The organism is Sulfurisphaera javensis (genome assembly GCF_041154675.1).
Classification (GTDB): domain Archaea; phylum Thermoproteota; class Thermoprotei_A; order Sulfolobales; family Sulfolobaceae; genus Sulfurisphaera; species Sulfurisphaera javensis.
Genome location: NZ_AP031322.1, coordinates 1,088,982 through 1,112,381 on the forward strand (window position 1 = coordinate 1,088,982; position 23,400 = coordinate 1,112,381).

26 protein-coding genes and 1 tRNA gene are annotated in these 23,400 nt (G+C 32.4%); 19 read left to right on the plus strand and 8 right to left on the minus strand.

What is annotated here, in order from left to right:
- Positions 1 to 4: 4 nt before the first annotated feature.
- A tRNA-Cys gene (locus ACAM25_RS05850) sits at positions 5 to 94 on the minus strand.
- Between the two features lie 69 nt (positions 95 to 163).
- Between ACAM25_RS05850 and ACAM25_RS05855 the strand changes: the two genes are divergently transcribed.
- A complete protein-coding gene (locus ACAM25_RS05855) occupies positions 164 to 724 on the plus strand; it encodes a nucleotidyltransferase (protein WP_369611386.1) in 561 nt (186 codons plus the stop codon).
- A gap of 1 nt (position 725) precedes the next feature.
- Here ACAM25_RS05855 and ACAM25_RS05860 read toward each other — a convergent pair whose 3' ends face one another.
- Complete coding sequence (locus ACAM25_RS05860) at positions 726 to 896, minus strand: 50S ribosomal protein L40e (protein WP_156013463.1); 171 nt, start codon at positions 894 to 896, stop codon at positions 726 to 728.
- A 70-nt stretch (positions 897 to 966) separates the two neighbouring features.
- Here ACAM25_RS05860 and ACAM25_RS05865 point away from each other — a divergent pair, with 70 nt between their 5' ends.
- Positions 967 to 1,473 (plus strand): transcription elongation factor NusA, encoded by a 507-nt coding sequence (locus ACAM25_RS05865; RefSeq protein ID WP_369611387.1) that lies wholly within the window; start codon positions 967 to 969, stop codon positions 1,471 to 1,473.
- Between the two features lie 2 nt (positions 1,474 to 1,475).
- A complete protein-coding gene (aspS, locus tag ACAM25_RS05870) occupies positions 1,476 to 2,765 on the plus strand; it encodes an aspartate--tRNA(Asn) ligase (protein ID WP_369611388.1) in 1,290 nt (429 codons plus the stop codon).
- On the opposite strand, the gene truD is transcribed toward aspS, so the two are convergent.
- Both truD and pth2 read right to left on the minus strand, forming a co-directional pair.
- Entirely contained in the window at positions 2,762 to 3,877 is a 1,116-nt protein-coding gene (gene truD, locus ACAM25_RS05875) for a tRNA pseudouridine(13) synthase TruD (protein WP_369611615.1), read from the minus strand. The genes aspS and truD overlap by 4 nt on opposite strands.
- The gene (gene pth2, locus ACAM25_RS05880; RefSeq protein ID WP_369611389.1) at positions 3,874 to 4,239 is read right to left on the minus strand and encodes a peptidyl-tRNA hydrolase Pth2; all 366 of its coding nucleotides are present in this window, start codon (positions 4,237 to 4,239) and stop codon (positions 3,874 to 3,876) included. The genes truD and pth2 overlap by 4 nt, the downstream gene beginning before the upstream one ends.
- Positions 4,240 to 4,283: 44 nt before the next feature.
- Here pth2 and ACAM25_RS05885 point away from each other — a divergent pair, with 44 nt between their 5' ends.
- The 15 genes from ACAM25_RS05885 to ACAM25_RS05955 are packed head-to-tail and all read left to right on the plus strand — an operon-like array spanning position 4,284 to position 18,420.
- Positions 4,284 to 4,487 carry a zinc finger domain-containing protein gene (locus ACAM25_RS05885; RefSeq protein ID WP_369611390.1) on the plus strand — a complete coding sequence of 68 codons (204 nt, stop codon included), beginning with the start codon at positions 4,284 to 4,286 and terminating at the stop codon, positions 4,485 to 4,487.
- A 9-nt stretch (positions 4,488 to 4,496) separates the two neighbouring features.
- Complete coding sequence (locus ACAM25_RS05890) at positions 4,497 to 4,772, plus strand: elongation factor 1-beta (RefSeq protein WP_369611391.1); 276 nt, start codon at positions 4,497 to 4,499, stop codon at positions 4,770 to 4,772.
- Between the two features lie 59 nt (positions 4,773 to 4,831).
- Positions 4,832 to 7,141, plus strand: coding sequence for a CDC48 family AAA ATPase (locus tag ACAM25_RS05895; RefSeq protein ID WP_369611616.1), 2,310 nt, complete (start codon positions 4,832 to 4,834; stop codon positions 7,139 to 7,141).
- Positions 7,142 to 7,146: 5 nt separating this feature from the next.
- Positions 7,147 to 7,377, plus strand: a complete 231-nt coding sequence (locus ACAM25_RS05900; protein WP_369611617.1) for a hypothetical protein — start codon at positions 7,147 to 7,149, stop codon at positions 7,375 to 7,377.
- The gene (gene fen, locus ACAM25_RS05905) at positions 7,374 to 8,435 is read left to right on the plus strand and encodes a flap endonuclease-1 (protein ID WP_369611618.1); all 1,062 of its coding nucleotides are present in this window, start codon (positions 7,374 to 7,376) and stop codon (positions 8,433 to 8,435) included. Before ACAM25_RS05900 ends, fen begins: the two co-directional genes overlap by 4 nt.
- A 48-nt stretch (positions 8,436 to 8,483) precedes the next feature.
- Positions 8,484 to 9,143, plus strand: coding sequence for a bifunctional precorrin-2 dehydrogenase/sirohydrochlorin ferrochelatase (locus tag ACAM25_RS05910; protein ID WP_369611392.1), 660 nt, complete (start codon positions 8,484 to 8,486; stop codon positions 9,141 to 9,143).
- A complete protein-coding gene (locus ACAM25_RS05915) occupies positions 9,136 to 10,371 on the plus strand; it encodes a glutamyl-tRNA reductase (RefSeq protein WP_369611393.1) in 1,236 nt (411 codons plus the stop codon). Before ACAM25_RS05910 ends, ACAM25_RS05915 begins: the two co-directional genes overlap by 8 nt.
- Entirely contained in the window at positions 10,325 to 11,335 is a 1,011-nt protein-coding gene (hemB, locus tag ACAM25_RS05920) for a porphobilinogen synthase (RefSeq protein ID WP_369611394.1), read from the plus strand. The genes ACAM25_RS05915 and hemB overlap by 47 nt, the downstream gene beginning before the upstream one ends.
- Entirely contained in the window at positions 11,308 to 12,591 is a 1,284-nt protein-coding gene (hemL, locus tag ACAM25_RS05925) for a glutamate-1-semialdehyde 2,1-aminomutase (protein WP_369611395.1), read from the plus strand. Before hemB ends, hemL begins: the two co-directional genes overlap by 28 nt.
- A complete protein-coding gene (hemC, locus tag ACAM25_RS05930) occupies positions 12,588 to 13,469 on the plus strand; it encodes a hydroxymethylbilane synthase (protein WP_369611396.1) in 882 nt (293 codons plus the stop codon). Before hemL ends, hemC begins: the two co-directional genes overlap by 4 nt.
- The gene (locus tag ACAM25_RS05935; protein ID WP_369611397.1) at positions 13,450 to 14,085 is read left to right on the plus strand and encodes a uroporphyrinogen-III synthase; all 636 of its coding nucleotides are present in this window, start codon (positions 13,450 to 13,452) and stop codon (positions 14,083 to 14,085) included. Before hemC ends, ACAM25_RS05935 begins: the two co-directional genes overlap by 20 nt.
- Positions 14,078 to 14,338: a hypothetical protein gene (locus tag ACAM25_RS05940; protein ID WP_369611398.1), complete on the plus strand. Its 261-nt coding sequence runs from the start codon at positions 14,078 to 14,080 to the stop codon at positions 14,336 to 14,338. The genes ACAM25_RS05935 and ACAM25_RS05940 overlap by 8 nt, the downstream gene beginning before the upstream one ends.
- A gap of 2 nt (positions 14,339 to 14,340) precedes the next feature.
- Complete coding sequence (locus ACAM25_RS05945) at positions 14,341 to 15,978, plus strand: alkaline phosphatase family protein (RefSeq protein WP_369611399.1); 1,638 nt, start codon at positions 14,341 to 14,343, stop codon at positions 15,976 to 15,978.
- Positions 15,956 to 17,320: a (2Fe-2S)-binding protein gene (locus tag ACAM25_RS05950; protein ID WP_369611400.1), complete on the plus strand. Its 1,365-nt coding sequence runs from the start codon at positions 15,956 to 15,958 to the stop codon at positions 17,318 to 17,320. Before ACAM25_RS05945 ends, ACAM25_RS05950 begins: the two co-directional genes overlap by 23 nt.
- On the plus strand, positions 17,317 to 18,420 hold the full coding sequence (locus ACAM25_RS05955; protein WP_369611401.1) for an NAD(P)/FAD-dependent oxidoreductase: 1,104 nt from the start codon (positions 17,317 to 17,319) through the stop codon (positions 18,418 to 18,420). Before ACAM25_RS05950 ends, ACAM25_RS05955 begins: the two co-directional genes overlap by 4 nt.
- Here ACAM25_RS05955 and ACAM25_RS05960 read toward each other — a convergent pair.
- Both ACAM25_RS05960 and ACAM25_RS05965 read right to left on the minus strand, forming a co-directional pair.
- Complete coding sequence (locus ACAM25_RS05960; RefSeq protein ID WP_369611402.1) at positions 18,417 to 19,406, minus strand: MBL fold metallo-hydrolase; 990 nt, start codon at positions 19,404 to 19,406, stop codon at positions 18,417 to 18,419. The two genes, ACAM25_RS05955 and ACAM25_RS05960, sit on opposite strands and share 4 nt — an antisense overlap.
- 48 nt (positions 19,407 to 19,454) lie before the next feature.
- Positions 19,455 to 21,257 carry an ATP-dependent DNA ligase gene (locus ACAM25_RS05965; RefSeq protein WP_369611403.1) on the minus strand — a complete coding sequence of 601 codons (1,803 nt, stop codon included), beginning with the start codon at positions 21,255 to 21,257 and terminating at the stop codon, positions 19,455 to 19,457.
- A 150-nt stretch (positions 21,258 to 21,407) separates the two neighbouring features.
- Here ACAM25_RS05965 and dcd point away from each other — a divergent pair, with 150 nt between their 5' ends.
- Positions 21,408 to 21,959 carry a dCTP deaminase gene (gene dcd, locus ACAM25_RS05970; RefSeq protein ID WP_369611404.1) on the plus strand — a complete coding sequence of 184 codons (552 nt, stop codon included), beginning with the start codon at positions 21,408 to 21,410 and terminating at the stop codon, positions 21,957 to 21,959.
- On the opposite strand, the gene ACAM25_RS05975 is transcribed toward dcd, so the two are convergent.
- Positions 21,916 to 22,614, minus strand: a complete 699-nt coding sequence (locus ACAM25_RS05975; RefSeq protein WP_369611405.1) for a hypothetical protein — start codon at positions 22,612 to 22,614, stop codon at positions 21,916 to 21,918. The genes dcd and ACAM25_RS05975 overlap by 44 nt on opposite strands.
- A gap of 40 nt (positions 22,615 to 22,654) precedes the next feature.
- On the minus strand, positions 22,655 to 23,356 hold the full coding sequence (locus ACAM25_RS05980) for a thioredoxin family protein (protein WP_369611406.1): 702 nt from the start codon (positions 23,354 to 23,356) through the stop codon (positions 22,655 to 22,657).
- Between the last annotated feature and the right edge of the window lie 44 nt (positions 23,357 to 23,400).

Sequence of the window (23,400 nt, forward strand, 5' to 3'; positions counted from 1 at the left end):
AATAAGCCGGGGGCGGGATTTGAACCCGCGAAATAACGGGTTTCCATGTTTAAACTCTGCGGCCCGCCGCCTTTGACCGCTCGGCCACCCCGGCAAATTAACTATATGTTACATCAAACTAAAATATTTTAATGTTTATTATAGCATTTAAAAACGTGAGATTGTGATTCCTTTTTCAAAAGTAGGAGAAGTACTTTCAGAAATAAAACAACTAACTGACTTTGTAATAATTGGAGATACCATAGTTGATATCTCATTAGGTAGAAAGGGAACAGAAAGCGATGTAGATCTTTTCATATTAAGTTTAAGTGTTCTTATAGACGAAGATAAAATACGTGATTTTGCTTATGATAGAGGATGGGATTTTGGTAAGACACCAATAGATACTCCAAGAATTATAGCTACTGTAGATGATGATCAGTTGCAAATAGATATGTATGAAAATATCCAAGATTTTTTTGTACCTAAAGAAATTATTAACAGTGCAATAGAGATCAGATTAGGTAAAGAAAAATTCAAGATAATTAAACTAGAAGATTATATTTTACTTAAAACTAATGCATTTAGAGAAGAAGATGAAGATGAGTTGAAAACTATTACTTATTTATTAGGTGAAGGAAAATTAAGTATAGATAAAAAATATTTAGAATCTCACATAGACTTGTTTGAAGAAAACGCAAAAAGTATAAGGGATAGACTTGGGTTGATTGGAATAAAAATTTAGGTTATCCTTTCTTAGCTGGTAACTCTTTCTTCTTAGGTCTCAGATTTTTACTGTGACATCTTCTACATTTCGTAGCTCTTATTGAGTTTAATGCACCACAATCTCTGCATACTTTCTTTAAAAATACTCGTTGTTGCACTATTTGTAACTTTACTGGATCGGTGAGTGGCATTTTTAACCCCGATTCAATAATATGACTCAGTTCAAAAAAAGTGTTGCGGTAAAAGCGGAGTTGAAAGAGGATGAAGATACCGCTAGACTATATTTGTGTAAAAAGTGGATTATTATGCAACCGTTGTCAATCTCTGATAGATAGAGGAGAAGTAGAGCATTTTGAAGTAGACGTGATGAAGATACTATTAGATTTAGAAGAGAATCAATTCAAGGAACTTAAAGATGCTGTATACCATAAAGCCTTCAAAGTAGATAATTTGTTAATATTGCTTGTCACAAGCCCTCCTTCTATGTCTCATCAAAAATGGATAAAAATAGCTAAGATATTACAAGAAAAACTTGGTATAAAAGTGAGAATATTAGAGAAAAGTAATAATATAAAATCAACTGCGTCCCAACTTTTATCCCCAGCTAGAGTTTTAGGAGTAAATACTGTATGGCTTCCTGATGGTTCAGTACAGTACGTTATAAGGATCTCTAAGAACGAGAAAAGATTCTTGCCAGCTGATGAAAATTCGTTAGAGGAAGCACTATCAAAAATTCATGCTATTCCAATTAAAATTAGGGTGGAGTAAAAGTGTACAGAAGCCATTTTATTACCGACATTACGCCAGATTACGATGGTAAAGAGGTTGTTCTGGCTGGGTGGGTACATCTTTTACGTGATTTAGGCGGAAAGAAATTTATAATACTTAGAGATAAGACTGGATTAGGTCAAGTTGTTGTTGATAAAAACTCAAAAGCCTTTACAGTGGCTCAAGATTTAACACAAGAAAGTGTAATACAAGTTAGAGGAATAGTTAAGACGGATAAGAGAGCTCCGAGAGGTGTAGAGTTACACGCTGAAGAAATAGTATTACTTAACAAAGCAAAAGCACCCTTACCATTAGATGTATCTGGGAAAGTTAAAGCGGATATTGATACTAGATTAAGAGAAAGAGTATTAGACTTAAGAAGACAAGAAATGCAAGCTGTAATCAAAATACAATCTCTAGCTCTAAAGGCGTTTAGAGAAACTTTATATAAAGAAGGATTTATTGAAATATTTACCCCTAAAATTATAGCTTCAGCTACTGAAGGAGGAGCACAACTTTTCCCAGTAATTTACTTTGGGAGAGAAGCTTTCTTAGCTCAAAGTCCGCAGTTATATAAAGAATTAATGGCTGGAGTAGTAGAGAGAGTTTTCGAAATTGCTCCTGCATGGAGAGCTGAAGAATCAGACACACCTTTCCACTTAGCGGAATTTATAAGTATGGATGTTGAAATGGCTTTTGCAGACTATAACGATGTAATGCAACTTCTTGAGAAGATTATATACAATATTGTTGATACCATAAAGAGAGAAGGAAAAGAGGAATTAGCTGTATTAAACTATCAACCACCAGAAATAAGATTACCTATAAGAAGATTAAAATACACTGAAGCAATAGAAATACTTAGAAGTAAAGGATATAATATAAAGTTTGGAGATGATATAGGAACTCCAGAACTTAGAATTTTAAATGAGGAATTAAAAGAAGATTTATACTTCATTATAGATTGGCCCTCCGATGCTAGACCTTTCTATACTAAAGTAAAAGATGAAAATCCAGAACTTAGTGAAAGTTTTGATTTAATTTATAGATTCCTAGAGATAGTTTCTGGAAGTACTAGAAATCATAAGAAAGAAGTACTAGAAGAGACATTAAAGAAAAAGGGGTTAAAGCCAGAGAGTTTTGAATTTTTCTTAAAATGGTTTGATTATGGCATGCCACCCCACGCTGGTTTTGGTATGGGTTTAGCGCGATTAATGGTGATGCTCACTGGAATACAAAGTGTTAAAGAAATTGTGCCTTTCCCAAGAGACAAAAAGAGGCTAACACCCTAAGTAAATAGACGTGGATCATCCCTAGCTATTTCCCTTATAACGATAGTTGCATAAATTCCACGATCTAAAGCGAATGAAATTTTTTTATTTTTAAAGTCAAAATTTCTAACCCTTGTATAAGCTTTTCTTACCATGCTTCTTACGTTAATCTTTAATTCTTTAACTTTAAAATCTGCATTAACTATTCCTTCTTCCCTAAATATTTCTTTACATATCTCATCACATTTACTATAAGACGTAGGAATCTCTATCATAAGGTTTTCATCGACATTTTTAGGGTCCATGATTCGAGATAAATACTTATTAAATAGATATGATTGATATGCTTCAACAAAGAAAGATAAAGGGGTTTGTAGACTTTTTAATATATTTAGGTAATTCTCGTTTTTTAATAGAAGTTTTAAGGCTATTCTTTCATCCTTAAACTTCTTTGGAAATAATTCTAATGCTTCTTTATAATTTCCTTTCATGTATTCACTTCTTGCCTTCTTAAGTATTTCACTCTCACCTTCAAAAGGATATCCTATTAAGAAATCTAATGCATTTTTCCAATCTCTTAAAACTAGCATTTTCCCTATGACATGGGTTATGGGCCTTCTAGTGCCAAACCTTTGATAACCTACATATGCTGGAAGATACTTAATTTGAGATAATTTCTTTATTCGCCTTTCTAGTTCCTCATAATCGTCAGTCTGAAGCTCTATTTCAAATATGTTTCCAGTATGATTGAACTTTGAGTCAGAATATCCAAGAAAATATAACGAGTATTTTTCATTTTCTATCTTATCCACAATTTTTTTAGTATTTTCAGTATAGATTATTTGTTCAGTGATAGCATTAGTATCCTTTATTCCTATATAATGGACTTTGCTATGAAGTATTTTAGATATTTCGTTTATTACATTAAAATGATCAATTCCCTGCTTCTTAAGCAAATAAACAGCATATCTGCCCTTCGATTCGCCCTTCCATTCTGAGGCTGGTTTATATGAAATTTCCTCAATTACTCTAAACCCTAATGGTCTAGGGATTGTAACATTTAACGGTTTCCAATCCTCACTAATAAAATATTTTTCCATTCCTAAAATTATATCAATTGGATGAGGAGTTATAGTAATTTCAGATCACCAGTAATTTTATCCACCAAATCTGAAGGAGCAGGACCTATACCTAAGCATGTGATGGTCCCAGGTTCTAATTGGGTTTTGCCAGCATCTTGGATTATAGTTGCCGGTAAACCTAAACTTATAGCTCTTTCATATCTCTTGTTTAATTCTTCCAGATTTGGAACTTTTACAACAATTTTTGGTTGCCCTTCATTTAACCAATAATTTAACCACTCTTTCCAGACATTATTACTAGAATTTAAAACATCAAGAACTAAAGATACTGCAGCATGAGCAACTTGAGCTGCTATTTTTCCCTTTCCCATATCTAAATCTGTCCTTACGACTATAACCATTTTGATATCCATCAAAAAGAGAGAATTTATAAGCTAATTAAAAACTATGTAATACAATGAGCCTAAATTTCAGATTAAGCTTAAGAGAGGAAATTGAACCACCAGTGTGTTCAAGCTGCGGAAAGATAATACATCCTAGAGAGAAAGGCGTAGAATTCTATTGCCCTAACTGCGGAGAAATCTTAATCAGAAGATGCTATTATTGTAGAAAACACATAGTAACTTATACATGTCCTAAATGTGGATTTGAAGGACCTTGAGGTGAAAACATGACAGACGTATTAGTAATAGTTAAAGTGTTCCCAGAAAGTGATGAAGTAAACTTAGATAATCTATATGAAGAAATAGGAAAGAAACTACCTCAAGGATATAAATTAGTTAGAAAAGAAACAGAGCCTATTGCATATGGCTTAAAAGCGCTAATTGCTTATGTGCAAATGCCTGAAAACGTAGAAGGTGGTACTGACGCACTAGAAGAAATAATAAACGGAATCCAAGGAGTTAGTCATGCTGAAGTAGTTGGTGTAACAAGATTAGGTTTTTAAATTAATTATACTTTAAGTTCTTATACCACATTATTTATATACATATTTTGGAGATAGAGTTGAGTGCTGGCGCTGAAATTCCTCCTTCTGGTAAGAAGGAGCTTATATTAAGAGTAGTTGAGGCAAAGCAGAAAGATGTAGGTAGAGGAAAAGTAAGAGTAGACATTGACTTACTAAATCAAATTGGTGTTAATCCTGGAGAGGTAATCGAAATTGAAGGACAAAGAAAAACAGCAGCGATAGCATGGCCTTTGTCTCCAGAAGACGTCCTAGAAGAAGAAGACAAATATATAATTAGAATGGACGGGATAACGAGGAAGAACGCGGGTGTTTCTATTGGAGATAAAGTCATTGTGAGAAAAGCTTCCCCCAAAGTTGCAACTAGCGTAAAGTTAGCTCCTTCTAATTTCTCAATTACTGTTGATCCAGGTTTTATATCTTATGTTAAGAAAAAACTAAAAGATTATCCATTAGTTGAAGGAGATACTGTTCTTATCCCAGTTTTGGGCCAAGCTATTCCATTCACAGTAGTACAAGTTAGACCACAAGGGGTTGTCATTGTCTCTGATGAGACTAGTATAACAATTTCTGAAAAACCAGCTGAACAGGCTAGATATCCAAGAGTTACTTATGAAGACATTGGTGGCATGAAACATATTATACAGAAAATTAGAGAATTGGTTGAACTCCCATTAAAACACCCAGAATTATTTAAGAGATTAGGAATTGAACCACCTAAGGGAATCTTATTATATGGTCCTCCTGGAGTGGGTAAAACATTATTAGCTAAAGCAGTTGCTAACGAGACAGAGGCATATTTTACGTCTATAAATGGCCCGGAAATAATGAGTAAATTTTATGGAGAGAGCGAACAAAGACTAAGAGAGATATTTGAAGATGCTAAAAAACATGCACCTGCCATAATTTTTATTGATGAAATTGACGCTATAGCTCCAAAAAGAGATGAGGTAATAGGAGAGGTAGAAAGGAGAGTTGTTGCACAATTGCTAACTTTAATGGATGGTCTTGAAAGCAGAGGAAATGTTATAGTTATAGCAGCAACTAACAGACCTAATGCTGTAGATCCAGCTTTAAGAAGACCTGGAAGATTTGACAGAGAAATAGAAATACCTTTACCAGATAAGCAAGGAAGACTTGAGATACTTCAAATCCATACTAGAAATATGCCATTATCGAAAGACGTAGATTTAGAAAAACTAGCTGAAATGACTCATGGATATACTGGCGCAGATTTATCTGCACTGGTAAGAGAAGCAGCAATGAATGCATTAAGAAGATATTTGCAGGTAATTGACTTAAACCAAGATAAAATACCACCTGAAATCTTAGAAAAAATGGAAGTAAATATGGATGACTTCTTAAAAGCATTTAAAGATATAGTACCTAGCGGACTAAGAGAAATTTATGTTGAAGTTCCAGAAGTGCATTGGACTGATATTGGAGGCCTTGAGGAAGTTAAAGAAGAACTAAGAGAAGTAGTAGAATATCCATTAAAATATAGAGAAGCTTATGAAAATGTAGGAATTGAACCACCTAAGGGTATTTTGTTGTTTGGTCCTCCTGGTACTGGTAAGACTATGTTGGCTAAGGCTGTTGCTACTGAGAGTGGTGCTAATTTTATTGCTGTTAGGGGTCCGGAAATATTATCGAAGTGGGTTGGTGAGAGTGAGAAGGCAATTAGGGAAATATTTAGAAAGGCTAGACAAGCAGCACCAACAGTAATATTCTTTGATGAGATAGATGCAATAGCACCAATGAGAGGATTATCAACAGATAGTGGAGTAACAGAAAGAATAGTAAACCAACTACTAGCAGAAATGGACGGAATAGAAAAACTTGAAAATGTCATAATTATTGCTGCTACTAATAGGCCTGATATTCTTGATCCTGCTTTGTTGAGGCCTGGTAGGTTTGATAGGTTGATTTATGTTCCTCCGCCAGATAAGAGGGCTAGGGTTGAGATTTTGAAGGTTCATACTAGGAATGTTCCATTAGCTGAGGATATTACTCTGGATGAGTTAGGTGAAAGGACTGAAGGATACACTGGAGCGGACTTAGCAGCATTAGTGAGAGAAGCAACATTAAGAGCAATAAGAGAAGAGATGACAGAGTGCATGAAAAAAGCTGATGATAGTTGCAAGAAGAATGATAATGAGTGCAGAGATAAAATTGTAAAGGAATGCATGAAAGGAAAAGGTGTATTAGTTGAAAGAAAACATTTCGACATAGCATTAAAGAAAGTAAGACCATCAGTTACAATGGATATGATACAATTCTATCAGAACTGGCTAGAAAAAGCTAGACAACAATTGCCAAGAGCTAATCTAAAACCAAGTACTTTCACGTGAAGATAATGTGGAGAGAAGTTCCATTACATTACGTTATTTTAGAGATTTTAAAGAAGAGAAATGCTCCAATAACAGATGAAGATTTATACAAAGAAGTTAAAAAGAGCGTAAATTATGAGATATCTTTTTCTGATTTTTTAAAAGCTTTAATGAAGCTTGAAATTAGGGGCCTTATTACAGTAACGTTAATAAAAGAGAATATCAGAATGATTAATTATATAGGTGAAAAGGAATAGGAGTAGATCTTGCTGATCTTGTTGAAGATGTTAAAAGAGAAATTTCAATTGCTGAACTTAAGGGAAAAAAAGTTAGTATAGATGCATATAATGCTCTTTATCAGTTTTTAGCTGCAATAAGACAGCCAGATGGAACACCATTAATGGATAGCCAAGGAAGAGTTACTAGTCATTTAAATGGTTTGTTTTATAGAACCATCAGTATTTTAGAAGAAGGTATTATACCTATTTATGTTTTTGACGGAAAACCACCAGAGCAAAAAAGCCAAGAATTAGAACGAAGAAGAAAAATAAAAGAAGAAGCCGAGAAAAAGTTAGAACAAATAAAAACTGAGGAAGGAGTAGAAAAGAGCGAAGCAAGAAAATATGCTCAAATGAGTATAAGACTCACAAACGAAATGGCAGAAGAAAGTAAAGAGTTATTAAAAGCTATGGGAATTCCAATAGTTCAAGCGCCTTCTGAAGGAGAAGCAGAAGCTGCTTATATAAATACATTAGGTTTAAGTTGGGCAGCAGCTAGTCAGGATTATGACTCACTTCTCTTTGGAGCTAAAAGATTAGTAAGAAACCTTACACTAACTGGAAAAAGAAAACTTCCAGGGAAAGATGTGTATGTTGAAATAAAACCAGAATTAATTGAGTTAGATAATCTCTTGAAAAAGTTAGGTATTACAAGAGAACAGTTAATTGACATAGGTTTAATTATAGGAACTGATTATAACCCTGATGGAATTAAAGGATATGGAGTAAAAACTGCATATAGAATCATAAAGAAATATGGAAGTTTAGAAAAAGCCATCGAAAAAGGAGAAATACCTAAAATTAAAGTTAATTTTAACATAGAAGAAATAAGATCGCTTTTCTTAAAGCCACAAGTGATAGAACCAAAAGAAAACTTAGAATTAAGTGATTGTGACAATAACAGAATCATAGACATTTTAGTCAAATCCCATGACTTTAATGAGGAGAGAGTTAAAAATGGAATAGAAAGATTATCTAAAGCAAAAAGAGAAGCAAAGGGTGCTTCTCGCCAGACTGGTCTTGATCAGTGGTTCTGATTTAATAATATTTTCATGTACATAGCTTTTAAATTAAATAATTTTATAATGATATTTGTGGACACTGACATTTTCATTCCAATATATCTTAATCTAGCTGATTTTAATGTTTTAATTATAGGTGGAGGTAAAGTAGGCACTAAAAGAGCTATTAGCTTTGCTGAACATGGGGCAAAAGTTACAGTAATTAGCCTTTCATTTAGTGATGAATTACTCAAAAATCAAGATAAAATAAATCTTTTAAATGAAAATGCAAACGAGCTATCAGAGGAGTTATTATCAAGATTTGATATCATTGTTACAGCAACAAATGACAAAGTACTTAATAGTAAACTTTGTAGCAAAGCCAAACAACTAAGAAAACTTTGTAATAACCCAACCAATCCTGAAGAATCAAACTTTATAGTTCCCATTTATTATACAGATAATAAATTATCAATAGCTGTTACTACTTTTGGTAAGTCTAGTTTAAGTTCAAAATATGTCCTAGAACTTATAAGGGAAAATATCCTTTCTAATAATGCCATTTACAATCTAATTGAAGCTATGGGAGATGTAAAAGATCTTCTGAAAGACGAGATCAAAGATCCTAGTAAGAGATTTACATATTATAGTAAAATATTTAATGATGAAATATTTAGAAATTATGTAAACGAAGGAAAAATTGAACAAGCAATAAATAGAGCAAAGGTGATAATAAATGAGTGATAGAGAATCTATTAATATTAACAATTATGCTGCAATAGTATATACATATAAAACGGTAGGATTGAGTAAACTTTATGAGCATTATGTAAAGGATCAAGATTTGTTAACATTGAAGAATATTATAGATGGAGAGATAAGTGTTGTTCAGACATGTAATAGAGCTGAAACATATCTTTACTTTTATGAGGATAATGGAGTCGATAAATTCCTCAAAAAAATTGACGAGATTCATGGAAAGCCAATAAGTAAAGAGGCAATAGTACTAAAAGGAGAGGAAGCAGTAAAACATTTATTTGAGGTAGCCGCTGGTTTAGATTCTTTAGCAATAGGAGAATACGAAATTTTAAGACAACTTAGAGAAAGCATAGACAAAAGTAAGAAGATGGGGTTAAGTGATGAAAAATTAAGTTTCCTTTTTGAAAATGCCATAAAAGTTGGTAGAAGAATAAGGCAAAGCACTGAAATTTCAAAAGGCAAAACCGGAGTTTATGCTTTAGCGATAGATTACGCAAAGCATATGGCTAACTTTTCAGATTCAAGAATTGCAATTGTAGGTGCAGGAGAAATTGGAGATAAATTAGCTTTAATGTTAAAAAATGAAGGAGCTAAAGATGTTGTAATATTTAATAGAACATATGAAAAAGCATTAGAAGTAGCTAAAAAATATGGTTTTGTGGCAGAATCATTAGATTTTAATAAAGTAAACAACTTCGATATAGTATTTGTAGCAATCTACTATGATAAGAAAATTAATTTGCCCGGACCTAAGTTAGTGGTTGATTTATCCATCCCTACAGTTGTTGAAGGAAATAATGTAATTACTCTTGAGAATTTGAAAACAATGTCAGAAAAGATATTAGAACTTAAGAAAATAAGTCTCCAAAAGGCAGAGCAGTTAATTCAAATAGAGATAGAGAATTTTAAGAATGAAATCATAAAATATAATCAAAATAGATTAATATCAAAATTCATGAAAAGAATAGAAGATATTAGAGAAAGTGAAGCAGAAAGAGCCTATTTAGAGATTTTAAAACATATTGACAACAAAGAAGAAATAAAGAATATAATTGATAGGATGACTAACTCTATGCTCAAAAAAATCTTTTCACCACTTTTTGAAAACATTAGAAAAAATGAAGATATGGCAAACTACATTAGTAACATTTTCGAAATATTAAGCAATGGTAACATTTCCGACCCTAAGACCGAGAAGACTGAGAAAAAGTAAACTAATAAGAGATCTTGTTGCCGAAACCTCACTATCTATCTCCGGATTAATACAGCCTATATTTATAAAAGAGACTATCAATGAGCCAGAAAAGATAGATAGCATGCCAGGAGTTTATAGATATCCAGTAAATGAACACCTAATAAAGTATGTGGAAGATGTTTATTCCACTGGTGTACGCAATTTTATTCTATTCGGAATCCCTTCATATAAAGATGACTTTGCCTCTTCAGCATATGCAAAAAATGGTGTAATACAGCGTTCATTAAGGTTATTAAGAGAAACTTTTGGTGATAAGATACTTTTAATTACTGACGAATGCACGGATGAATATACTTCTCACGGTCATTGTGGTATTATAACTCAAAAAGATGGTAAACTTTGTATTGATAATGATGAAAGCCTAAAAGTACATGCAATGATTGCTGTAAGTCAAGCAGAGGCTGGAGCTGATATTATTGCACCTTCATCAATGATGGATGGAGTAGTGGGAGCTATAAGAAAAGCGCTTGATGAATCTGGATTCAATGATGTTGCTATAATGTCGTATAGCGTTAAATATGCGTCGACTTTCTATTCACCATTTAGAGATGCTGCTTATTCTAAACCTGCTTTTGGGGATAGAAGAGGATATCAAATGGATCCCAGAAATGCATATGAGGCATTAAAAGAAGCAAGTTTAGATATAGAAGAAGGAGCAGATATACTCATGGTGAAGCCAGCTCATACATATCTTGATGTCATAAGGTTAGTTAAGACAACTTTTCCTCAATATCCATTAGCTGCTTACCACGTTAGTGGAGAATATAGTATGATAAAAGCAGCAGCCTTAAACGGTTGGATAGATGAAAAAGTTGCTGTATTAGAAATAACTACAGCAATAAAAAGAGCTGGAGCTGATTTGGTTATTACGTATTATGCAAAAGATATAGCTAATTGGATAAAAGAAGGTGTACCGTTTTGAGTGAGATTCTTTGGAGAAGAGCTTTAGAGTTATTTGCTGGAGGGGTAAATAGTCCAGTAAGAGCTGCAGTAAAGCCCTATCCCTTTTATGTTGAAAAAGGAGAGGGCGCATTTCTTTATACTGTAGATGGTCAAAGGCTAGTCGATTATGTATTAGGTTATGGACCCCTAATATTAGGTCATGCAAATCCATATGTAAAAGAAAAGATAAAAGAACAGATAGATAAAGGTTGGCTTTATGGTACTCCTAGCAAAAAAGAAATAGAACTAGCAGAAAAAATTAGATCTCATATTCCCTCAGCAGAAAAAGTTAGATTTGTTAATAGTGGTACTGAAGCAACAATGTTAGCAATTCGTTTAGCTAGGGGATATACGAAAAGAGAAAAGATCTTAAAATTTGATGGAAATTATCACGGTGCACATGATTATGCATTAGTTAGTGCTGGTAGTGCCGCATCTGAATATAATGTTTTAATATCTGGGGGAATACCCACTTCAATACTGAATACAGTTGTTCTCTGTAAATATAATGACTTAGAATGCGTGGAAAAAACTCTGAAAACCGAACAAATAGCTGGTGTTATAGTAGAACCAGTCATGGGAAATATGGGAGTGATCTTACCAGACAAAGATTTTCTAAACGGATTGAGAGAACTCACTAAGGCATATAATTCGCTTCTTATATTTGACGAAGTAATTACGGGTTTTAGATTGGGATTAAGCGGTGCTCAAGGTTATTTCAACGTAATACCAGACTTAACAACTCTAGGAAAAATAATTGGTGGAGGTTTACCAATTGGAGCAGTGGCTGGTAAGAAGGAAATTATAGATAATCTAACACCAAGTGGCAAAGTATTTAATGCTGGTACGTTTAATGCTAATCCTTTAAGCATGACTGCAGGTGTCGCAACGATTGAAGTCTTAGAAACTACAAACGCTTATGATATAGCAAACAAAGCTGCTAAAGAAATATCTGATGAACTTAATGCTTTATTTTCAAGAAAAAATCTCGAGTTTACTATAAATAGAATACAAAGTATGTTCCAATTCTTTATTGGGGTAAAGAAAGTTACTAATGCTGATGACGCTAGATTAGCTAATAGAGAGCTTTATATAAAGATACATGAAAAATTGTTGAAACTTGGAGTCTTTATTCCACCAAGTCAGTTTGAAACAATATTTACTTCATCTGCACATACTGATGAAGTAATTAACATAACAATCGAAGCCTTTAGAAAAGTGGTGAACGAAATTTGAAAGTTAGAATAGCAGCAAGAGGTAGTAAGTTAAGCAGAATTCAGGTTAGAAAAGTAGAAGAGGCATTAAATAAACTAGGCATTGAAACAGAATTTATTGAGGTTAAAACTAAGGCTGATCTTTTTCAAAACGAGCCTTTATTAAAATTAGGTAAAGGAGTTTTTGAAAAGGAAGTTAATCAAGCAGTTTTGGAAGAGAAAGCTGATGTTGCTGTTCATAGCATGAAGGATATACTTTCGGAAATTTCTCCCGATCTTGAGATATATGCTGTATTACCAAGAGACCCTCCATATGATGTTCTTGTGTCTAAGAAAAATATTTTCGATCTCGAACCTCAAAGCGTTATAGGAACAAGTAGCATTAGAAGGAAGAATTTTTTAAATTTTTATAGAAAAGATATTACAGTTAAGGATCTAAGAGGAAATATAGATACTAGGCTGAAAAAGTACTTTTCCGGAGAATATGATGGAATAATAATTGCAGAAGCTTCATTAATTAGGTTAGAGGAAAAGATAAACTACTATAGGTTAGACCCAAGATTATTTACACCTGAAGCTAATCAAGGAATAATAGTAGTCATAGGGAAAAAGAACAATGATAAATTAAGGAAAATATTCAGTGAGATTAATGATTATAATACTTTAGAAGTAGCATTAGCTGAAAGAAAAGCCTTAAGTATAGTTGGTGGGGGATGTCATTCTCCCATTGGAGTTTATTTTGAAAAACAAGATGAAGTAATGCATGGTATTATAAGTACTTCGATTGGCAAAAAAAAGATTACAGTTGAAGAATATTTTAATAGTTCCTCTCCTAATGTAGGAGAATTATTAGGAAGAAAATTCTTAGAGGAAATTAAAAATGAAGGTCTTATTCCTTAGACCAGAAGGTTCTTTTATACCCCCAAACAAAAATTTTATACACATAAGTTTGCTTAAACCTAAATGCTTACCATATCAAGTCAATTTAGACAATATAGATGGAATAGGTTTTACCAGTATAAATGCAGTTAACTGTTTTAAAGATTTTGATAAACTATATGATAAAATCTTATTTGCTGTAGGTCCTACAACAGCAGAGGCTATAAAAAATAAGGGATTAGAAAATGTTATAATACCTTCGGATTTTACTGTTGAAAATCTTATTAACTTGATGAAAACTAAGGTTAAACAACCATTATTAGTAAGAAGCTTAATTGCAATAGATAAGAGCCTAGGCATAGAACAAATAGCGGATTATACACTAGAAATTAATGAGGAAAAACTTAAGGAAGCAAAAGAACTGATAGAAAATTGTAAGGTTAATGTTATTGTATTAACAAGTTCTTATATTGCTAGCTTGGTAAAAGACTTTATAAGAGATTGTCAAATTATTATAAGTATAGGACCCTCTACATCTAAAGTGCTTGTAAATAAGAAAAATATATATGAAGCAAAAGAGCATGATATGAAAGGCATCTTAAAATTATTGAAAGAATTGGGTGTAAGTGATGAGTGAGGAAATAAAATCATTAACCATTTCTACCTTAAGAAAGTTAGTAGGAGACTTTGATATAAATTCTCTCGAAATAAAATTTTATCAATCATTTAAGGATAGATATGACATTTACGGGAAATTTCAAAATGATAAAGGCCTTTATGAATTTGCCATAAGTGTAGATAAAAAAGGAAACATAAAGAGAGATCATATAAATCTCATAATGCCAAGAAAGGTAAGAGACGAAGTAGATAAAAAAGTACATAGTGAGTAACTTTGAAAGTACTATTGATAGTTATTGACGGGGCATCCTATAAAGTAGTAGAGAAAATAAAAGATAGATTACCTACTATTAATAAGTTAATAGAGTCAGGTTTTTATGGAAAACTTGAGTCTGTTTTTCCTTCTCTTACACCTATTGCAATAGCTTCTTTAATTACTGGGAACTTACCAGAACATAATGGAATTACAGCACCTAAAATATTTATAAAAGGACGTTCTTTATCAGCTCCACTTTCAGCATTTAGTAGTGAGGGTTTAAAATCAGATCCTATTTGGGTATATTTAGGAAAGCATGGATACAAAGTGACAGTAACTTCTAATCCTCAAGCATTGCCAGATAAATGGAAAATAAATGATGTTACTTTGTTTGATCCATATAAAAGTAAGATGAAGAAGTGTAGTGATGCAAAAATAATTACTGAAGGGGAAAATAAAATACTAGGTTTCGTCTGGCTGTCGGAAAAAAGAAATTCAAAATACTTAATTGTTTATCCTAGCCCTAGTGGAGAAAAAGAAATAGAATTAGAGGAAGGAGAATGGAGTGAACCAATTCAAATAATTGGTAAATGTGGTAAAGAGGAGTTAAAAGGAGCAGTATTTCTTCACGCTAGAAAAGATAACGTCTATGTTACTCCAATAAGTTTCTTTAATTATAAATGGGGAAATAATATTGAATTACAGGATAAGGTTTGGAACAATATTGTAACTAAGCATGGTATGATACTTGATGGAGATTATCATTCATTATACAAGGGAATGATTACCTTTGATGAATATATTAAAACTATTGAACTTACATACTCATTCTTTCTTAATTATACAATTTTTTTACTTGAGAATACGAACTGGGATTTCGCTATTACATATTTACCCATAGTAGATAATTTACAACACTTACTATATGGTGTTAATGACGACAAAGCCTTTGAGTATATAGTTAAAGGCTATCAAATGGCTGATGAGTTTATTAAAAATCAATTAGACTATGCAGATATAGTATTTGTTTGTTCTGATCATGGTATAGCACAGATAGAAAAAAGAATTTTTATAAATAAATTCCTAGAAAAAATTAATGTATTAAAAATAAACGAAAACGAAGAAATTGACTGGAGTAAAACCAAAGCCTATTATGGTGGAGGTGGACAAATTAGAATAAACTTAAAAAACAGAGAGAAAAAAGGAATTGTCTCATCAAGAGAATTTCCAAAACTAGTAAGATATATTGTAAGAAATCTCGAGAATCTATCAGATGAGGATACTAATGAAAGAGTTTTTACATCAATAGTAGCAAAAGAGACACCAGCTAATGATAGAGAGGGTGATATTTATATTACTGGAATAAAGGAAAAATATGGTATAAGTAGCCTTGTTAAAAAAGACATGAATGTGATCGAGAAAGTTCAATACTATAAAATGACTTCTGGAGAGCACGGTTATTTTAGAAAAGATGATCTTTACGGCATTATTATAGTTCATGATAAAAAAATGAAAATAAGAAAAACAATACTAAATGCTAAAATAATAGATATAGCACCAACAATTCTTAAACTCTTTAATATAATAAATGTTAAAATGGATGGAAAGCCAATTATTACATTAGTAGAAAAGTATGGACATCTCAACAATAGTTAGCAAAAGAAAAAGAAGAGTTATAGGTATCAGTTACATTGAACCTGGTTTACCTCATGTTGAAATTATGTTAAATGGAAAAAAGATAAATATAGTAGATACATCACACATTGAAAATTCATACATAAGATTACCATTTAACGTAAAGTTATTTCACAAAAACTTCATTGTCAGAAAACTTTCTATCACACTATCAAAATTTCAAAAATTACCAGATAGATATATTGAAAATAAGAAGAAGGAGATTAAAAGGATAGAAGTAGAAAGATTAATTATAGGTGGAGGAACTTCTGGCTTATCTGCTTTAGATAAGAATTCTTTATTAATAACTCGTGAAATCCTAGGAGATATTGAATTTGATGAGAGCTTAATACCAGAAATTGAGAGAGAAGAATTACTCTCCAAAATGAAGGAAAAAGTAAAAGAATACGAGAGCAGAATAATTAATGGAAATTTTATAGGTAAATTTGATGAAGGATTACTCTTTGAAACTGACTATAATTACTTATTAGTAAATCCTAAAGAGATCATAATTGGCGTAGGTGGAAGAACATTAAGACCCATTTTTAAGAAAAACTTTATTCAAGGCATAGTTTCTAGGGAGTTGTATTTAAAAAGACTAAAAGATAAGTATAATAATATTATAGTTTTAGGATTCACCAATATAACTGCTAGGACTGCATTAAATGCAAAAAAAGCTACGATAATTTATCCTAAAGGAATTAAATTAATTATGTCTAATTTCTATAAAAAGTTAATAGAAGAAGAAGGGATAGAGATAGTAAATGATGATATTATAGATATAAAGAGAAACAAAGATGGGATAAAAGTAATAACAAAAGATGGTAGAACTATTCAAGGACAATTAGTAGTCTTTTCTGTTACTAAACAACCTAGAATTGAAGTTACATACAATATTGGATTAAACTATAAGTTTAATAGATCTTTACACATTTACCAACCAGAGAGTAACGAAGCTATAAAGGCAATAGGTGGGACTTTAGGAATTATGGATGAGTATGTGAGTTATCTTAGTGGAATTAACTCTCTAGATCAAAGAGTGATAAAGGAATATGAACCAGGATTAATAGACAGTCTTACACAAGAAAAATCTCCATATTTATTTGGAGATTCCGGAATGGTATGTGAGTGTGAAGATCTTGATCTAGAAGACGTGTCTTTTGCAATACAATTGGGATTCAATAACGTAGAAGGAATAAAAAGAATAACTGGTTTAGGTACGGGAGTATGCCAAGGTAAGGTATGCAGTTATTTAGCAGGAAGTCTAACGGAAAGTAATACATTGATTTCATTTAGATCACCTTTGTATCCGGTGAGTTTATGATAGTGATTATAGGAGCCGGTGCTCATGGACTTAGTCTAGCTTACCATTTAAAGAAGAAAGGACTTAAAGACGTAACAATAATTGAAATGAAAAGAATAGGATATGGGTCAAGTAGTCGTAATGCAGCTAGATTTAGATATCATTTTTACAGTGAAGAAAATGTAAATTATGCACTAAAAGCTATCCCATATCTTATATCACAAAGTAAGGTATTATTCTTAAATTCTATTATATACAGAACAGGTTACCTTTGGATATTACGGAATGAGAAGCAAATTTCAGCTTTCAAAAAATTAGATTCTTTTTGGAAAAGCAAAGGAGTTGGTGGAAGATTCTTAGACTGTAAAGAATTCCATTACTTGAACGTTGATACTTTATGTTATTATGCTCCACAAGACGGTGCTTTTCATCATGACTACATTTTATACAGTTATTTTATAGAAATAAAAGACGTATATAAGGTTATTTATGACAAGGTGACAGAGATTTTAACACGTAATGGAAAAGTAAAAGGTGTAAAAACAGAATCCGGGAAAACAATTGAAGCAGATATGGTAGTTATTACTGCAGGAGCATGGAGTGGAGAAATCTTACAAAAGTTAAATTATCCATCATATATTGAACCAGAAAAGAAAGAAATATTCATTACTGAACCTCTTAAATATTTCATAAAACCCCTCATTATAGATAATGAAATTTATTTCTCACAAACCCTAAAGGGAGAAATTATTGGTGGAAACGAAAGTAAGACTCAAAGAGGATTCCTACCCTTTACGAATTCTATTTCTGAAATGAGCAAATTCATCACTAGTCTTAAAGAACTAGTTAAAGACATTCAAGGGATCGGAATATTAAGAGGATGGAGTGGTTATTATGAAATGACACCAGATCATTCTCATATTATGGGGTTTAGCGAATCATGGCCAGAAGGTTTGTATATCGATGCTGGATACAGTGGACATGGAATGATGTTTGCCCCCTACTCTGGTAAAATAATGGCTGACCTTATAGCTGATAATAAAAAAGATCCTATGCTTAGTATATTCTCACCAGATAGATTTACCAAGAATAAACTATTAAGTGAAAATTTAGTTATCTAAACACTTCTTGGCAAAACTATAAAGGTCTTTTTAGGCAAGTATTTTCTACCAAACTCAAATAAATCTCTTGCAAACTTACTTCTACTTCCATCAATTACAATAATATCAGCAGTAGTATTATCAATATAATAAATAGTGTCATCAAAATCTCCGTGACTACTTAAACCTATTATGAATGATTTTTGATCAACTCTTCTAATAAAGTCCTTTAGGACCCAACCATCCAACAAAAAATTTGTCGCAGTTTTATCCCTATTTTTAAAGTTTGTGACATGATGAAAAGAAATATACCATCCGTCTTTCATAATTTCTCTTCCTTCTTTACTTTTCTCTTCAAAAACATTATCAATCCTTATTCCATGCTTTATGGCAACATTAGTTAAATCCTTTATTTTTCCAGAGACTATAAATGGGGCATCTACGTTAAATTGTCTTAATATCCTCATAGCCTCTTGAATTTTGCCATAATATGCGTATATCCTTACTGGACCTTGTATTAATGCATCTCTAATATAATCAGAAAATAGCATTTCTGCCTCTTCTTTATAAGGTCTTTTGTGTAATGGACTCCCATAAGTAGCATCAATCACAAGAACATCAGGATTCAAAATAGGAGTACCTTTACCGGGATTCTTAAAATCACCAGTATATGCAATTTCTATACCATCAGTATTCACTACTACTTGTGATGCACCCATTATATGGTCAGCTTTTTCTAATCTAATCTTTTCATTCACAACATCTAATGTTATACCATACTCTAAGTCTATTCTTTTATGCTTTGGGACAGTATAACCTAAAACTGATATTGCATCCAACGTAATTGGAGTAGCAATTATGCTTGCACATTCCTTTATACTTTTGTCTAATTCGTTTAAATGATCAGAATGAAAGTGAGTCAATACTCTAAATAATCTTCTAAAATGACCATCAATAGTGAAATTCTTCCCTAATAAAATTGCACCATTATCTAATATGTCAAACACTATCTATTTTTGGAATAATTAGTATATGAAGTTTAGTTTAATAATTCCTTAAGCTTCATCACTCTGCGGGGTCTCCTCTTTCTTTTTCAATTTTAATTTATACATCTCATAGATTTCTTTAGGTGTTGTGGCATCTTCAATGCTCTTATCATCTCTCCATCTTATGAATCTAGGGAATCTAACCGATAATCCAGCATCCTTAGTTACCATACCTTTACAGCATGTATGTTCTGGAGATAACGTAATCTCTGCTCCGATAATTTCAGCTACATATTTAGGTTCAACCCATATATCTGGGACTAATTCTGAATCGACTCTGGGATCCTTGTTATCCAATTTAATTTCCATTAATTTCTTTTGCAATTCATCTAATTCTGCATCACTAAATCCGGAAGCAACTTTGCAAACTGTTTTGAAAGTATCAGTCTCTGGGTCATAAGCAGCCATAAGCAATGAACTCAACTTCCCTCCTCTTTTTCCTCTACCATAAAACGCACCAACAACAACTAAATCAACGCTATCTGCCATCTCGCTTTGATAATCTCTTTTCAGCTTTATCCAAAGGAAGCCTCTTGAACCCGCTTGATATATTGAGTCTTTTGCTATTGACTTTACCATTACGCCTTCTGCCCCATTACTTATAGCATCATAGAAGAATTCCGTTAATTTATCTACGTTATTAGTATAAATATGATGAGCGATATGTAACTTATCATTAGGTTTTATTACCTCCTCTAACTTCTTTCTTCTTTCGGGTAATGGTTTCATAGTGTAATCTTCATTTTCATAATACATTAAATCGAATAAATATACATTCACTGGATACTCCTTTATAGCTTCTTGTATGTCATTCTTTCTTTTCCTATGCATAAGTTCTTGAAATGGTCTGATTTCATTACTTTCTGGATCAACAGCTACTATTTCTCCTTCTATAATCACTTCATTGGCGTTTATATATTCTCTAACATATTCCACTACATCTGGATACATTTTAGTAATATTTTCTAATCTTCTTGAAAAGATATAAATCTCTTTATCCTTCTTATGAATCTGGGCTCTTTCACCATCATATTTATAATCTACTAATGCTTCTCCTCCTACTTTTGCTAAAATTTCTGTGGGATCATTTAACCTTTCAGCTAACATTGGTCTAATAGGTATGCCAACTTGTGGTTTAATATCCTTTAAAGCCTCAGCGCCTTGCTGAGCAATAATCTTTGCTATATTACCTAAATCAGCCCTTAAATTATATGCTCTTTCAATAAGTGATCTATAAGATACGCTGCCAGTAAATGCAGTAGAAAGCGCATCCATTATCGTTGCATCACCAATCCCTACTCTAAGTCTTCCATCAACAAATCTTACTATGTATTTTGCCTCTAAAGGAGAAGCTTTCTTTAATAACCCAGCTAAAGATCTTATTTTTATATCCCTACTTCCTTCTCCAGAGGCTAAAGCTATTTTTGTCAAAGCATCATAAGTCTCCTCAACAGTTAATCCTTCAGTAGTCTGAGCCCCAAGAAAACTTAAGATTGATGCGGACTGCGGGGTTTTCTTAAGCCTCATTGCCACTTCTCCTAAATCACCAATAGTCTTAAGTTGTTCTTCTACAATTTCTTCCTTAACGTTAGTTGCTATTGAAATAGCTTTAATTAGTAATTTTTCGCCTACCCCTAGCTCTGGATAACCTAAGAAATCTGGCCACAATTTGCCTTGAATTAGGTATACTACCTTATCAATAACATTCTTGTCAGCCTTCTTAAAAAGGTCAGTTAATAATGCAGTAAGTTGAAGTCGTGAAGATATCTTTTCAAGTTTATCAAAATATTCAGCAATCAGTTTAAACTCCATACATTAAAATATTTTAGCTGAACTTTTATATTTATAGCTTTGACGATATAATACAGTGATGAAAACCCGGCAATTCAGAAAGGTGAAGAATCAGAGTTACTCTGATTAGTCCTATTCCTTAAATATTTACGCAATATATATCATATAATAATGATTCTTGGTGATAGGGACCTAAAATACTATCTGGAAAAAGGATGGATTAAAATTGATCCTTTAAGGGATGATACTGTTAGGGAAAATGGAATCGATTTAAGGGTTGGTGATGAAATAGCAAGATTCGTGAAAACAGACAAAGTCTTCGATCCAGATAACCCAGATCCTTCATTCTTCAAAATTGAAAAAGGAGAAGAATTCATCATTTCACCTTATGAGCACGTTTTGCTAACGACTGAAGAATATGTTGAACTACCATCAGATGTTATGGCTTTTGTAAATTTACGTTCTTCATTTGCAAGGCTTGGTTTATTCATCCCACCAACAATAGTTGATGCTGGATTTAAAGGACAAATAACAATAGAGGTTGTTGGTTCATCATTTCCTATAAAACTGAGAAAAGGAACAAGATTCATTCACTTAATTTTTGCCAGAACATTAACACCCGTAGAACATCCATATCAAGGAAAATATCAAGGACAAAGAGGAGTAACTTTACCAAAGTTCAAAACAGAGGTTTCCAACTTTTTGTCTCTCCATCAAAAATGATTAATCCTTCACTAACTAATCTTTTGAAAAGCTTTGCCTCTTTCTGGTCTAACTTACTTTCAGCCTCAGCTGGGTCTGGAGTTTTTATTTCTTTTAACTTTTCCAAAAACTTGTTGAAAAATTCTTGTGATAGAGCTATTCTTTCTTTTTCTGTGTAGATTATTCTTGCCCCTTCTCTTTCTAACTTATTGAAAAATGCGTCGGCATTCTTAAGCCTTAATTCTGATTCAAATAAAGCTCCTTGCTGATTAAGAATTTCTATTGCTGTTTTCTTTTCACCTTCTTTTTTACTTTGCTCATAAGCTGGTTTTTTCTGTGTTTGTATAGGTTTTTGCTCTTCTTTTTCTTTTGAAGATTGACCCTCTACTTTGGCTTCAATTTCATCTATTCTCTCAACTACTTCTGCAATTTTTCTCTTTAAATCCTCTATCTGTGCAGTAAATGGATTAATTAAATCTTGAACTTTTCTTTCTAATCTAGAACTAATTTGAGCCACTAGGTCATTTACATTAATGTTATTTGTTGTTATAGTAGGTGAACCAGAAAGTAATACGGACTTTATGTAATCGTTTATTAAAACATAACCTTCTTTCTTAGCTCTTTCCTCTAACTCTTTATACTCTTCATCTGTTAACTTAATGTAAATAATCTTCATTAACTCATAATTAGAAATAATACGCTAAAAAATTGACCTATTATAACTTTTGCTTTTCCAATAACGAGTTAATGAAATTCTCCTCATATGGTACTCCAATAAATTCTACTGATTCGTTAATTGCTACAGTTGGTACACTCATAACTTGGTATTTTTCTGCTATATCTTGATTCTCATATGCTTCTACTACATCAGATTCCACATTACATTTACCAGCTTTACATGCCTCGTATGCTACCATGTGAGCCATTAATGCCGCATAAGGACAATATGGACAAGAAGGAGTAACTACAGTCTCAATTTTTACATAACCATTAAGCTTAGTTTTAATTGCATTTATAGTCTCTTGGCTTAAACCACTCTCACCTAAAGATAACCTAACCACAGTCTCTACTAATGCTCTAATTTCTTCACCCAATGGAGCTCCAGTCCACCTTAGATACCCTTTCATAAAAGCTACAGTAGGTACTCTTTCAACTCTGAAGTCTTTAAATAATTCACTGGAATTAGGATCAGCTCTATCAACTACATGAACAACAGCTAAACTTTTACCATCAGAGCTCTTAGGAGCAGCATCACTCATGAATTCTAAGAATTTTTTAGTTACTTCACAATAATGACAATGCTGATCTTTTGAGTCAATAAACACATAGATATCTACTGGGTTCTTCATATCTTTGAGTGCATCAACAAGAGCTTGCTTAACTTCATCTGTAAAAAGTTCTGCAAATTCCTCTTCCATGCTTTTCACGCTAATATTGATAATTAACACAGTTAAATAAAAAT